General features: G+C 62.5%; 12 protein-coding genes. 6 read left to right on the top strand and 6 right to left on the bottom strand.

The window, feature by feature from the left end; genetic code table 11:
* Positions 1 to 63: 63 nt before the first annotated feature.
* The 3 genes from K369_RS08135 to K369_RS08125 all read left to right on the top strand — a co-directional run bounded on the left by K369_RS08135 (position 64) and on the right by K369_RS08125 (position 3594).
* On the top strand, positions 64 to 1404 hold the full coding sequence (locus tag K369_RS08135) for an IS1380 family transposase (RefSeq protein ID WP_036289779.1): 1341 nt from the start codon (positions 64 to 66) through the stop codon (positions 1402 to 1404).
* 209 nt (positions 1405 to 1613) lie between these two features.
* Positions 1614 to 1814 carry an ABC-three component system middle component 8 gene (locus tag K369_RS08130; RefSeq protein ID WP_245278136.1) on the top strand — a complete coding sequence of 67 codons (201 nt, stop codon included), beginning with the start codon at positions 1614 to 1616 and terminating at the stop codon, positions 1812 to 1814.
* Positions 1801 to 3594 (top strand): DUF2326 domain-containing protein, encoded by a 1794-nt coding sequence (locus K369_RS08125; RefSeq protein ID WP_036289777.1) that lies wholly within the window; start codon positions 1801 to 1803, stop codon positions 3592 to 3594. The genes K369_RS08130 and K369_RS08125 overlap by 14 nt, the downstream gene beginning before the upstream one ends.
* Positions 3595 to 4344: 750 nt before the next feature.
* Here K369_RS08125 and K369_RS08120 read toward each other — a convergent pair.
* From K369_RS08120 to K369_RS26390, 6 genes are all read right to left on the bottom strand, one after another.
* Positions 4345 to 5520, bottom strand: a complete 1176-nt coding sequence (locus tag K369_RS08120; RefSeq protein ID WP_036289774.1) for an IS4 family transposase — start codon at positions 5518 to 5520, stop codon at positions 4345 to 4347.
* A gap of 239 nt (positions 5521 to 5759) precedes the next feature.
* The gene (locus tag K369_RS08115; RefSeq protein ID WP_036289772.1) at positions 5760 to 6236 is read right to left on the bottom strand and encodes a hypothetical protein; all 477 of its coding nucleotides are present in this window, start codon (positions 6234 to 6236) and stop codon (positions 5760 to 5762) included.
* 176 nt (positions 6237 to 6412) lie between these two features.
* On the bottom strand, positions 6413 to 7699 hold the full coding sequence (gene amoB, locus K369_RS08110) for a bacterial ammonia monooxygenase, subunit AmoB (RefSeq protein ID WP_051949176.1): 1287 nt from the start codon (positions 7697 to 7699) through the stop codon (positions 6413 to 6415).
* Between the two features lie 131 nt (positions 7700 to 7830).
* On the bottom strand, positions 7831 to 8601 hold the full coding sequence (gene amoA, locus K369_RS08105; RefSeq protein ID WP_036289770.1) for a bacterial ammonia monooxygenase, subunit AmoA: 771 nt from the start codon (positions 8599 to 8601) through the stop codon (positions 7831 to 7833).
* Between the two features lie 141 nt (positions 8602 to 8742).
* A complete protein-coding gene (gene amoC, locus K369_RS08100; protein ID WP_084570577.1) occupies positions 8743 to 9519 on the bottom strand; it encodes a bacterial ammonia monooxygenase, subunit AmoC in 777 nt (258 codons plus the stop codon).
* A 773-nt stretch (positions 9520 to 10292) separates the two neighbouring features.
* Positions 10293 to 10523: a hypothetical protein gene (locus K369_RS26390; RefSeq protein WP_198033081.1), complete on the bottom strand. Its 231-nt coding sequence runs from the start codon at positions 10521 to 10523 to the stop codon at positions 10293 to 10295.
* Between the two features lie 269 nt (positions 10524 to 10792).
* Here K369_RS26390 and K369_RS08090 point away from each other — a divergent pair, with 269 nt between their 5' ends.
* The 3 genes from K369_RS08090 (at position 10793) to K369_RS08080 (ending at position 13659) form a co-directional block, all read left to right on the top strand.
* On the top strand, positions 10793 to 11659 hold the full coding sequence (locus K369_RS08090; RefSeq protein WP_156967802.1) for a hypothetical protein: 867 nt from the start codon (positions 10793 to 10795) through the stop codon (positions 11657 to 11659).
* 436 nt (positions 11660 to 12095) lie between these two features.
* A complete protein-coding gene (locus tag K369_RS08085; RefSeq protein WP_084570576.1) occupies positions 12096 to 12614 on the top strand; it encodes a transposase in 519 nt (172 codons plus the stop codon).
* A 22-nt stretch (positions 12615 to 12636) separates the two neighbouring features.
* Complete coding sequence (locus tag K369_RS08080; protein WP_051949143.1) at positions 12637 to 13659, top strand: Mu transposase C-terminal domain-containing protein; 1023 nt, start codon at positions 12637 to 12639, stop codon at positions 13657 to 13659.
* The last annotated feature ends 12 nt before the right edge of the window (positions 13660 to 13671 follow it).

The raw sequence follows: 13671 nt of genomic DNA, 5'->3' as shown, positions 1-13671 counted from the left end.
GATTTAGCGTAGAGTTCGGGTGTCGAATCCAACTCGCGCCATTTCGAAGCCGCCACGCCCGCCATGAACGATTTTACCCTGCCGCTTTCCGGCCTGTCACCTGTTTCCGGCAAGACCGTCGTCGCCAAATTCGACGGCGGCCTCGTGTCCTCCGATGGCGGCGTGCTGCTGCTGCGTGAGATCGAGCAGCGCCTGCGCGTCGCCGAGCGGCTCGCCGGCTGCATCCGCGATCCGCGCGATCCCGATCTCGTCACCCACACGCTCGCCGACATCATGCGCTTTCGCCTGCTCATGATCGGCGCCGGCTATGAGGACGGCAACGACGCCTCGGCTCTGCGCAGCGATCCGATCTTCAAGATGGCGCAAGGCGTCGCGCCGTCCGAGCGCGAGCTCGCCTCGCAGTCGACGATCTCGCGCTTCGAGAATCTGCCGGACGCTCGCGCTCTGCTGCGCATGGGCCGCGCCTTGGTCGATCTCTATTGCGAGTCGTTCCATCGCGTTCCAGAGCGCATCACGCTCGACATCGACGACACCTTCGACGCTGTCCACGGCGGCCAGCAACTCCGCCTCTTCAACGCGCATCATGACGAATATGGTTTTCAACCGATCGTCGTGTTCGACGGCTCTGGCCGCTTCGTCTCGGCCATGCTGCGGCCGGCAAAGCGCCCCAGCGGCAGGGAGGCCGAGCGCTTCCTGCGCCGCCTGCTGCGCGCCATTCGCACCAATTGGCCGAGAACGAAAATTCTGCTGCGCGCCGACAGCCATTATTGCACGCCCGAGACGATCGACTTCTGCCGCGCCAATGGCCTCGACTTCATCTTCGGCGTCGCCCCGACGACGACGCTGAGATCGCATATCCTCGGCCTCGAAGCCAGAACCAAGGCCGCGTTCGAGGCGACGCCTTCGGCCGGCAAGGCGCGGCGCTACAAGGAATTCCTCGACGGCGCACAGAGCTGGAGCCGCGTCGAGCGCATCATCGCACGAACCGAAGCAGGGCCCGACGGCGTCGACACGCGCTTCGTCGTCACCAATCTCGAAGCCCGCAATGCCCGCCGTCTCTATGAAGATGTCTATTGCCGACGCGGCCAAGCCGAGAACCATATCAAATCCTGGAAGACGCATCTTTGCGCCGACCGAACCTCATGCATGAAGGCGACAGCCAATCAGCTTCGCCTGTTCCTGCACGCCGGAGCCTATTGGATCATGTGGGGCTTGCGCATGGCGGCGCCCAAGCGCTCGGCTTGGCGGACGGCTCAGTTCGACACTCTGCGTCTACGTCTCGTGAAAATCGCCGCGCGTGTCGTCGAGATGAAGACCGCCATCAAAATCCATCTGCCGACGAGCTGTCCCGACCAGCGATTCCTTCGCATCGCGCTCGCGCGCATTCCGCGCCTCGCGACATGACCGGCGGGGCGAGCGCCCCCGAAATCCGAACCCTTTTCCGTCCACCCGCAAGCCTTCGCCTTTCGAAACTCCGGCCCGCCGCCAGAGCCGCTGGTGCTGCGCGCGCGTCATCTGGAACCAAAAAATGTTCCACTTCACCGCGAAAGCCGGTCAAGCGCTGCATAATCGCGGCTAGCAAGCACGCGCACCCCGATCGTACGGTCATCAACGTGGCGCTGCTGCTGCTCGCCCGGCTTCGGGCCCAGCGACTGTGCGAATATGATGCACTGCGCGCCTATGTGCGGAAGGCCGTGATCGGCGGAGACGTGCTGTTCCTGCCGTCACTCAACTTCCTCTATCTCCTGGGGCTGATCGAATATCACCCTAAGACCGACGCCATTGAATATGTAGGCCAGAATGAAGCCGTCTAAGCTTTACTCCAACCGGCCTGCGATCTTTGCGCCGGTCGAGTTCACGCCCGAGCTCAACGTCGTGCTCGCGGAAATTCGGCTGCCGGAGAACCGCGACCGCGACACACATAACCTCGGCAAGACGACGCTCGGCCGCCTGCTGGATTTCGGTTTCCTCGCCAGCCGTGACACCAAATTCTTCCTGTTCAAGCATCTCGACCGCTTCGAGGAGTTCGTCTTCTTCCTTGAGATCGAGCTGCTCGACGGCTCCTACATCACTGTCCGCCGCAGCGTCGCCGAGGCGTCGAAAATCGCCTTCAAGAAGCATACGGCCCGCCACCAGGACTTCTCGACTCTGCCGGATATCGAATGGGATCATGTCGATGTGCCCTTCGACCGCGCCAAGGAGCTGCTCGACAGTCTGCTTGATTGGCGGGCGCTGAAGCCGTGGCATTATCGCAAGGGGCTTGGCTATCTCTTGCGATCGCAGGAAGACTTCCGTGACGTCTTCAACCTTCGCAAATTCGCCAACTCGCACGCCGACTGGAAGCCCTTCCTCGCCCACATCCTGGGGTTCGACGCGAATCTCGTCACCCGACACTATGCAAAGGAGGAGGAGCTTAAGGAGAAGGAGCAGACGGCGAGCACAATCCGCCAGGAACTCGGCGGAGAGATCGAGGACGCGGGCAAGATCGATGGGCTCCTGCTACTCAAGCGGCAGGAAGTCGACAAGAAGCAACAACTGCTCGACGCATTCGATTTCAGGAGCCAGGACAAGGCTGAAACCAAGCAACTGGTGGACCAAGTCGATGAGCGGATCGCGGCCCTCAACCAGCGCCGCTACTCGCTCGCGCAGAACCGAAAGAAGGTGATCGCCTCACTGGAGGAGGACCAGATTCTCTTCGATCCCGAAGATGCGAGTGAGCTGTTCCGTGAGGCTGGCGTGCTCTTCGCCGGGCAGATCAAGCGCGATTTCCAGCAGCTTATTGCCTTCAACAAGGCGATCACAGACGAGCGGCGCGGATATCTGGTCGAGGAGCGCGCCGAGATTGAGGCCGAGTTCAAAACGGTCAATGCGGAGCTGAACACGCTAGGCAAGCGCCGATCCGAGATGCTCGCTTTCCTCAGCAGCACCGACTCGTTCGCCAAATACAAGCGACTGTCCGGCGATTTGGTGACGCTGCGGGCCGATATCGAAGGTCTCGAACGGCAGCGCGAATTCGTCCATCGCCTACAGCAACTCCGGACCGACATTCGCAATCTGGCCGAGGAGAAGACGCACTTGCAGGCCGCGATCGAGGCCGATGTCGAGGCCAAGAACGCGGATGTCGACAGCCTGTTCTCACGCATTCGGCTGTTCTTCAACGAGATAGTCGAGGATGTGATCGATCAGAAAGCGCTGCTCAGCGTCGTGGTCAATCATTACGGGCACCTCGATTTCCGCGCGGAACTGCTCGACGAAGCCGGCATCGCGACCAACGCCGACCGAGGGTTCAGCTACAAGAAGCTGCTCTGCATCGCCTTCGACCTCGCTGTGTTGCGCGCCCATTTGGACCACGCGTTCCCGCGTTTCGCCTTCCATGATGGCGTGTTCGAATCACTGGACGATCGAAAGAAGGAGAACCTTCTCGGCGTGATCCGGCGTTACTCTGCGCTCGGGCTGCAATCAATCATCACCCTGATCGATTCGGATCTGCCGCCGCGCGACGATGACGACCCAGTCTTTGCGCCTTCCGAGATTGTGGCGCTACTCCACGACGAGGGCGACAATGGCCGGCTTTTCAAGATGAAGGGCTGGTAGCGCTGGCACCCATCTGGCGAGTTCGGTGACCGACGCCTGCGGACGGCATCGTCGTCTCAGCAGGCTCGGATAGTTGTGGACCGCGATCACCTAGACCCCTTCCTCCACGAACGAATCAAACGCCATGAGCCAGCTTCTGACCATTCTGCGCGCTCGGCAGGAACGCGCCGATGTTCGCTTCAGAGCAAACTCCGTGAGAGTCCACTCAGGATCATCAGCCGAAATCCGATCGCCGAACCGCGCCCCTTGACACATCCTGAAAATATTCCTATACCCCTCCCACCTCCGCCCAAGAAGGGCGCGTTTCTCGGGTCAGGGAGCGCGGGCGGGGGGCGGCTCCATCCGGGATGGCGACCCCCGTCCATGGACAGGCAGCGCGTCGCCGGACGGCGTTCTTCTCCCGTCCATAGGGAGAAACAAGAACCGCTCCGTGATCCAAGGCCGTCGGACTCGATCGCGTCTTGATCGAGAAATCCCAGGATTCGCGGGTTCGACCAAGCCTCGGGATGTCGACGAGAACGACAACCGCGTTTCGGGACGCTCCGGCCCCGGATGATTTCCTCGCGCACCGGCCGAAGGGGCCGGAGCGTCCCGAACCGCCCTTCCCTCCCCGCCGCCGCGAGGCGCCGGGGCGCGCCCGCGCGGGCTGAATTATTTCCTAGCCGCGCGTCATGCCGTTTCCAGCGGATCGCTTCGCGCGGCGTTCGCCGCCTTCCTTCTCCCCGCTCGCGCACGGCTGTCCGGGGAAACTCAGGCATAGATCATCTCGATCTGGCAGTCGGACTTCCACCGGCTCGGCACGCGATATTTGGGCGGCGGCTCGTCGATCGATGCGACGGGCCGGCGCGCGAACAGGAAGCGGCCAGCCAGCTCGGCGAAGCGCAGCGGCGGCAGAGTGACGCCGTGGCTGTGCGCGGCGATGCGCAGCAGCAGGAAGGCGATCATCGCCGCCAGCAGCTGAAGCTTGATGGCGTTCTCGTTCTTGCCCAAGAACTTGCGGATCGAGAGATGCTGCTTCAGCCAGCGGAACAGCAGCTCGATCGCCCAGCGCGCCTTGTAGAGCGCGGCGATCTCCACCGCATCGCGGGTCATGTCGTTGGTGATCACCTCGATGATCGGCGATTTCGTCCGGCTCGCCGCGTCGCGCTCGATGCGGATGCGGCGCAGGCGCATCCGCAGCTTGGAATCGCCCTTGCTGGCCAGCGCGACCTCGCTGTCCGCGAGCACGGTGAAGCCGTCGCCGCGGGTCTTATCGAGCGGCCGTTCGGCGACGACCTTCAAGCGCGTGTTGGTCTTTGGCCGCGTGACGAAGAGCGCCCCGGCGTCGTGAATGCCCTTCCACCATTTGAAATCATAATAGCCCTTGTCGAAGACATAGGTGGCGCCCGCCTCGATCGGCGTCTTCTTGCCGATGGTGACATCATTGACATTGGCGAGCGTCACCTCGACGCGATAGGGACGGTCGGCCCCGCGATCATAGGCGACATGCATTTTGAGCCCGTGGATGCGGCCGTTGGAGCGGGCGAACGCATGGAACTTGCTCAAAGGGATGGGGGTCGAGTCGATGAGGCGGAGCATCTCGGCTCCCTCGCGCCGCGTCTTGCGGTCGAGCGTCGCGGCGAGCAGAGCGAAGAGATCGGCGAAGACGGCGACGGGCCGGCGGGCGCTGGCTTCGGCGAGCGTCGAGCGCGCGAAACGCCCGACGCCCAGGTGATAATGCCCATTGGCCTCGGCGTTGAAGGCGGCGACGAGGGCGCGCAGGCTGACGACCGCGCCCAGCTGCGCGAAGATCAGCGCCACCAGATGGCTCCAGCTCCTGAAGGATTTGTCGTAGGCGTCGCCGCCGTGACGATCCACGATCTTCTGGAAGCTGCGACGATCGATCGGTTTGAGAAGCTCGACGAAGACGCTATTCTCGAGGCGCATGTCCGGCTCTTTCTTTCTGAGTCTCGACAACCAGAAAGTACCCCGAAACTCTCGGGAAAGCCGGGCATGCGCCCGCGACCTATCGACTCATTCCCCGGACAGCCGTGCGCCAGCGGGGAGAAGGTGAGGATGAGGGGCTCGGGGCGCTTTCCGTCGGTGGCTCACGCCCCGAGCCCCTCACCCCGGCCCTCTCCCCGCAGGCGGGGAGAGGGGGAACGCGCCCCGAAGAGCTGAAAGCATCAGAGCGCGGTCGATGACCGGCCCCCGTCTTCACCCGGCGCGTCGGCTTCCGTCAGACGGTCGCGCCAGCACGCCACGAAGGCCTCGAAAGACGCCTGATCGGCGAAGATCACATCGACATGCCATTCGATGGTCTGAACGCCCTCCTCCCACAGCCGACTCTCCTGGCGCCAATGAAAGGACGGCCAGGCCGGGTTGCGATAGGCGGGGCTCGCCGGATAATCCGGCGGATGCAGCGAGGGACGGCCGAGCAGCTCGATCAGCCATTGCATGATCTCGGGCAGAAACGCGCAGCCGAAGGAGACGCCATGGCGATGAATTCGATGCACATCGCGCAAGATACTCTGCCGAATCAAAGCCAGAGCCGGCGGCTGATCGGTCGCGCGAAACTCCCGCAGCACGAGAAGCCGAAAGCCGCGCTCCAATATTTGCGCCGGAATGGCGCGGACGTCCCCGGCCTGCTCGTGCTCGTGCATGGCGATCCTGCTCGCTCGCCCGGCGGAGGCCGGGATGCGCTCTCCGCACGCAAGCGCCGTGCCCCCTCCCCTATCCACGGGCAAAAAAAACCGCCCGGACGAACCGGGCGGGGGAGGAAGTTTCACACCAACACGCGGAGAAGAGTGAAGAGAACCGCGTGAAGCTCGTGGTTCGGTCAGAGCGTCGCTCCGGCCGCGAAGCGCGGGATCACCGGGCCGCCGATCTCGACGCCGACGCGATTGCCCGACGGGCTGAAGAAGAACAGCAGGCCGCCGAACTGGCTGTCGGTGTCATAGGCGAGGTCGGACAGGCGCTCGATGTCGAAGCGGGCGTCCTGAACGATGATCGTCACGTCACGCGTCTCGCCGGGCGCGATGGGCGTCTCGTCGCTGACGGCGAGGCCGCGATCGGCGAGCAGATATTCGGGGAACTGCGGCCGCGTGGTGAACACAGCGGGGTTGAGGAAGCGCAGGCCCGCCGTGGTGAACTCGCCGATCTTCACCGGCTCGGCTCCGCTATTGGTGATGCGCAGCTTCACCGACAGCTCGCGGCCCGGCACTGTGTAGGAGCCGCCCTTGAACTGCGCGCTCACAGTGGCCGCCGGCAGAGCGATCGGATCGATGCCCTTCAAGAGGCCCGCCTGCATCGGCAGAGTGCGCGGGAAGGCGCTATTGGCCCAGGCGTAGCCGAACAGGACCGCCAGCAAAGTGGCCGCCAGCCACAGGCCGCCGATGCGCTTCTCGCGGGTGGTGATGAGCTCATTGGCCTTGCCGGCCTTCACCCACCAATAGCGCACGATGAGGCCCTTGGTCATGAACCAGTAGAGGATCCAGACCGCAGCGGCCGCCATCCAGGCGAAATGATAGATGTAGGTCCAGGTGATGCCATAGGTCTCGAGATCGATGGTCGAGCCGTCGAGCAAAGTCACCGGATTGGTGAAATTCGCCATGTCGCCCTTGATGGTGATCCACTCGCCGGGGCCGACGATGGGTCCGCCGCCTTCGACGTTCATCTGCACATGGACGTGGAAGCGCCCTTGCCGGCGGGCTTTGAGCACGAGCTTATACTCATAGTCCTTGCCGACCTGCAGAGAGAAGGAGCGCGGCGCCGGCACGTCGCCGACATAAGCGCCCTTGCGAATGAGCACAGGGCCGGGCTCGCCGACGTTCAGAAAGGCGACATCCGGCTTGGCGACGGCCTGCGGCCAGCCGGAGAAGACGTGAACCTTGCCCGAGAGCACCATCTCTTCGTTGACGTTGAGCTCGGTCTTCGACCATTTCACGTCGTACCAGTTGAGCGTGCGCATGCGCAGAAAGGCCTGCTGCGAGCGTTCGCCATGCGCCGATGCGGGCGTCGCCGCCGGCAGAGTGGTGGCGGCGATCGCCGCGGCGAGGCCGAAGGCCAGAGCGCGCAGCGCCCGCGGCCTCACGCATCCCGCCAGTGTCGCGAGGAGCTTGTTCATCATTTCGATCGGTCTCCCTTGTCCTTGTTTTCTCGGCCGCGCCGTCATTCGCGACGGGCCTCTTGGATTTCTCGCTAAATCTGGGCGAAGCGGGCCGCTGGTCCGCCTCGCGCTCGCGAATATTCGCGGGATCAGATGTCGTCGACCTCGATGTATTTTGTGTTGGTGAACCAGGTGCCGATCTTCCACCACAGGAAGTAGATCAGCATGGAAATGAAGGAGGAGAAGAAGGCCGCGACCGGAACGACGTCCTTGCCGAAGGTGCGCAGCGTGCCGCGCTCGACCATGCGGATATATTCCGGCGTGCCCGTGCGGACGTAGTTGAAGCCGATGAGATCGGCGAGCGTCAGCAGCACGCCGTCGATCTCGGCGGACTGGTGATATTGCGCCAGCACCGGCCAGTTGATCGGATAGAACAAGAGGCCCCAGCCCATGGAGCCGACCAGCGCCGTCACCAGCCAGCTGCCCGACATCATCAGCACCACATCGAGCCAGAAGCCCATGGGGATGAGCGCCGACGGGAAGACCAGATTGATCGGGAAGAAAGTCCAGCCCCAAAAATTGTCGTAGCGGTTGATCCATTCGCCGGTGAGCAGCGCGAGAGTCGCGACCGTGGCGCCGATCGGCAGACGGAACTTCTGCCACAGGAAGGACTGCACCGCGGCGGCGAAGCACATTGCGACAATGGGCGCCACCGTCGGCCACATGCGGCGGTCCTTGAAGTCGATCCAGAAGTCCCAGTCGCCGGCGAGCAGCATATAGTGGATGTGGAAGGATCCGAGCACCACGGCGAATAGCACGACGAGGAGAATCCAATCGGTCAGCATCACGCAGCCGAGAAACTCCTCCTTCGATTTCCATGCCTTGCCGGCTGGAGCGCCGGCCTCTGTGGAAATGGACATTTCGTTCTTGCTCCTTGAGATTGTCGCCTCCCCGGCGCAGCTGCGCCGGATATTTCTTTTTTGCTTGCTCCGCCCCCGTCGCGACCGCGCACGAGGCGCGATCGCTTTGCCGAGGAGGAGAATGTGCGAGCGTGCGAAGGATCAGAGAGAGAGCGCGTCCTTCTCATATTCCTTGGAGAGCTCGATCACGCGATCGAGCACCTGGCAGGCGGTGCCGAAGACGGCGAGCGCGAACCAGCCGAAGAACACGAAGCCCCAATGCAGCGGCGCCGTGAACAGCTCCTCCATGAACCAGAAGGTGTGGCCCCACTCGTTCAGGCCGATGTTCGGGAAGATCATGAACGGACCGGCGAAGAACAGCAGGAAGGGCAGCGAGATCTTGTTCGCGAATTGCGGAATGCGCGTGCGCGCATACATGAAGGCGCCCCAGCCGGCGATGATGTAGATCGGATAGCTGAGGTAGAACTCCAGAATATGGCTGGGCGTGAAGTCGGTGTCGCGAATAACCGTCTGATGCCAGGTGCCGTCCTGCTCGGTGAAGTAGGAAGCGCCCCAATAGACAGTGAAAGCATAGATCGCGAGCCAGCCGATCAGCGTCAGCAGACGGCGCATCTCCTCGCGCGGCGTGACAGCGTCTATGTTGCGGTCGCGCGTTTTCCAGAGATAGCCGCCGATGCCGCAGAAGGCGATGAATTCGAGCGGCAGCTCGGTCCACATCAGGTTCAGCCAATAGGTCTGAAACTCGGGCGCGAAAGAATCGAGACCCGCTTTCCAGCCGAAATACTGCTCATAGATGCGGATCGTCACATAGAACACGAAGAGGCAGATCATCGTCCAATAGGCGGGCCAGTAATTGACGATGGTGTCGCTCTCTGCGACTCGGACGGATCCGGCCGCTTTCTCCGTTGTCAAACTCATTGTCGGGTTCCTCCTCTTTATAAAGTCATCGGCTCGAAATCGGTCTCCCGCCGTTCCGAATGACGTTTCGTCTCCCCGTGCGGCGGGACCGCGACTGCCTTCCCAGCGGCGTCGCAGCCCCGCGCGCCACGTTCGGCGCGTGACGCGGACGCCGGAACTATTTCGGCGCCGCGCCTCTTTGCAGTAGAGCCCGAAAGCTCTTTGCATGCCGGAACCTACCATGTCGCTCTCGGCGCTTGTCAATTGATCATAAAGAATACATATGCGACATTATGCTGCATATACTGCAGTTAATACTTATATAGCGCGATATTTTGATATTTTCATATTATAAAAATTGAGACTTACGCGGATATCTCCACATTTTACGCTGCGCTTTTGAATGATACGAATTATAAAATATGAGATTGTCCCGTATTATTAAGCACTGCGACATTGTGCCGCCCGCATATGCTTGTTGTGACTCGTGGCGTCTTGGCTCAAAAACAGAGCGTGCGCCGCCTTCGAGGCGCGGCGTGGACCAATTTTAAAAAACGGGAGGAGAAAGCTCGAATGCTGCACAAGGTCGAAGAACTCAAATGGGTCGTGCTGTGGATCCTCGTCACGGTCTTCGTATTCGCGATCTTCATTCCGACGGTGAACAGAGCGCTCAATCTCTGATCCTGCGCGCGACGCGCGAGCGCTGCGCGCTCGCCGCACGCAAAGGGCGGCGCAGGCAGGGAAAATCCGCCTGCGCCGAAACGGCGGAAGGTTTCCGCGCCGAGCGAATTGGTCTATATCCGCCGCGGCTCGAAACCGCGGGCGGCGGGATGGATCATACTTTGCCGACGACGATTCTCTATGACGACGAAATACGCATCATCTGGGCTCCCGCCGATTCGAAAATCGTTCTGATCACTTTCGGCGATGCGATCACGCCGGCCAAGGATCATCGTTTTTTTTGCCGATACGCCTTTGCGGAAATCGGAAATTTCGGCGATCGGCGTGATGGCCAAGCGCGCCAATTGGTATCCGTCCGAAAATCTCCGCAGAGCGTCGCAGATCGCTTTGGAGATGATCGCGGACTATGAGACGCGCGTCGCTTATGGCGGCTCCATGGGCGGCTATGGCGCGGTGAAATTCTCGCGTCTTCTCGCCGCCACACATGTCATCGCAATGTGTCCGCAATGGTCGATCGATCGCGAGGAATGCGACGGCAGAGACCCGACTGGCAGCAGGACTTCATTTCCTCCATGCGCGGCATGGCGACCGCACGGCGGACGTCGCCAGCGATGTGTTTATATTCGCCGACTCCTATAATGCGATCGACGATTTTCACTGCCGAAGGATCGTGGAGAATTATCCGGACGCGCATTTCATCAATGTGCCGAGAGTGGACCACCATGTGACCACTGTTTTCGCCGGCGCCGCCAATCTGCGCGCGTTCATCGACGGCGCGCTGACGCGCGACATGGCGGAGCTGCGCGGCATCGCGCGTCAGATCCGCAAGAGCCATTGGCGCTGGCAGAGCCGCATTCTGCAATATGCGATGCGCCGCTTCCCGCGCCTCGGCGCAGCCTATCTCGCCGGCTCCGACAATCGCGAGCTGCCGCGCGAACATTGGCGCTATTTCCCACAGCTCGTCAGCCATATCGCGGAGACGTTCGGCGCGCCGCGCGCGGTCGCCTTCTTCGAGGAACATGCCTCGCTGATCCCCCATCCAGCGGAGCGGCGGCTGATCGGCGCTTTTCTCACCAGCGTGACAGGCGCGCGCATCGCCATTGCGACGACACATGACACAGCGCTGGTCTATGACGCCTCCGAGAACAGAGCGATTCACAAGGCCGGGCCGCTCACGCCATGGGAATTTCTGGTCGAGGCCGAATTCCACGGCGCCGAGGTCACGCTGCTCGCGACCATCGGCGGAACGAGATTCCTGCTGTCCGTAATGGACGATAGATCGCTCGCCTTCGCGAGCAAAGGGCGGCGAGAGAGCATGACCTTCGAGCTCATTCACAATGAGGACGACGAATTCACCATTCGCCACAACGCCAAATATCTCTCTGCCAATCCGGCAGGCTCGGTCGCTTGCGACCGCGACGAGCCTTACAAATGGGAGATGTTCCGCTTCCGGCCGCTCGGCGGGACGACCGTTCCATAAAGTCGATTCGCGCGACCGAAAGGGCCGCAATCGATAGAGGCCGCGGCGCCACTCGCTGCGCTCCTCGTGAAATCAACTACGTACGGATACACGCTCCACTGAATCGGCGAGAGTCTACGCTGCGACATTATGTAGCAAGACTGGCTCTATTCGATTCTTGGCCGCCATTCCTGCTATTTTGAACTATTCCAATTCCGTGAAACATCATCGAAACACATGGTTTACTAGGGCTTTCTCGCCTGCGGCCCGGCGCGGAGGCGGGCGCGCTCGCGCGAGCGTCTCCGCGCGGCTCCACAGGCGCGCGTGGACTGTTCAAAATCGAACATTGTCTTCGGTTTTGAAATCATGAGAAAAAAGCCCCTCGCAGCGCCGCGCGGCGATCAGCTCGACGCGCGCATGAGGCGAGAAGTTCAGTCTGCACGAGGAACGCCTGGAAATGAGCGGAAATGTTCTCGATCCCGACCATCCCCGCCTGGCCCCGGCGCCCGAACGCAAGCTCGAGACGTCGATTGGACGCGAGAGACGCAGCCGGCGCCCGGATGAGAATCGTCATCGCGAGGAGGTCATTCGCGAGGTTCTCACGCGCGAGGGCGAGCGCCTGTCGCAAGAGGTCATTCGCAAGCTGACCAGCGATCTCGGCGTTTCCCGCGCCACCGCCTATCGCATGATCAAGACCTTCCGCAGCTGCGGCGCCGTCACCGCGCCGATGACGCGTCCGGTCGGCCGCCCAAAGGGCGCGCGTGTACTCGATTCGGCGCGCGAGACTCTCATTCGCGATACGATCGAGAGCTTCTATCTGCAGCCTTCGCGGCCCAAGTTCAGCCAGCTGGTGCGCGAGATCGCCAAGCGCTGCTTGAAGGAGCGGTTGCCGGCGCCCAATTGGCGCACCATCAAGGCGCGCGTGCACGACATCGACATTCAGACGCGGGCGCGGCGGCGTAGCGAGACCGAGTAGAACGAAAGCGGCGGCGAGCAAGGTGCGGAAGAGATCAGAGGCCACACGGCCGCTCGAGGCCGTGCAGATCGATCACGCGAAAGTCGACGTGATGATCGTCGACGAAGACTCCGGCCGCGAGCTCGGCCGGCCGTGGATCACGCTCGGCGTCGACGCGCTCACACGCATGGCGACGGGCTTTCACCTCGCGCTCACGCCGCCGACGCGGCTGTCGACGAGCCTCGCCATCCTCCACTCCGTCTGCGACAAGACGCGCTGGCTGAAGGAGCGCGGCGTCGATTTCGAATGGCCCGTCGCCGGATTGCCGGAGGCGATCCATGTCGACTCCAACAGCTTCTTCGGTCGCCGCGCCTTCGTGCGCGCCTGTCGCGAGATCGGCATAGAGACGGTCTGGAGCGAGCCGGCGAGCGCACGCTATGGCGCGCATATACAGGAGCTGATCGGCAGCCGATTGGGCTGCGTTCCGCTCATCACCGATGTCGGCCCCATGGAGCGCGGCGAGCGCGATCTCTATGTCGGGCCGCATGCGCAACGTCTGACGCTGCGCGAGCTCGACAGCTGGATCGGCGCAGAGATCGCCGGCGTCTATCATTGCCGCAAGCATCGCGATCTCGGCCGCGCGCCGCTGACGCTGTGGCGCAAGCATATGCGCGACGATCTGCTGCGCCTGCCGCTCGATTGCGTGAGCTTCCGCCTATCGCTGCTGCCGGACGACGAAGGCGTGCTGGACGAGGACGGACTGCGCCTGCACGGCCGCCTCTATTGGTCGCGCGCCATCGCCGATGATTTCGCCGCCGGGCGCAAGCGCCTCGAGGCGCGCTATGATCCGAATGATCCCTCGCGCATTTTCGTGCGTCGTCCCTCTGGCCGATTCGTGAAGGCGCGCGCGCTGGCGATCACGATGGCGATCGAGGCGCCGCCGCCGGACGTCGAATTGTCCGAGGACTCGATCAGCGCATCCGTCGTGACCAGCGCGACCACCATCTCCTGCGCGCGCAAATGCGCGAACGCCTGCCCGTTCCTGCCCGCGGACCGCCTGGCCTAGCGAGGGCTCGGC

It is taken from the genome of Methylosinus sp. PW1 (assembly GCF_000745215.1).
In the GTDB taxonomy this organism is placed as follows: Bacteria; Pseudomonadota; Alphaproteobacteria; order Rhizobiales; family Beijerinckiaceae; genus Methylosinus.
The sequence above is the reverse complement of the archived record's forward strand: the minus strand, read 5'-3'. Positions and strand labels throughout refer to the sequence as shown.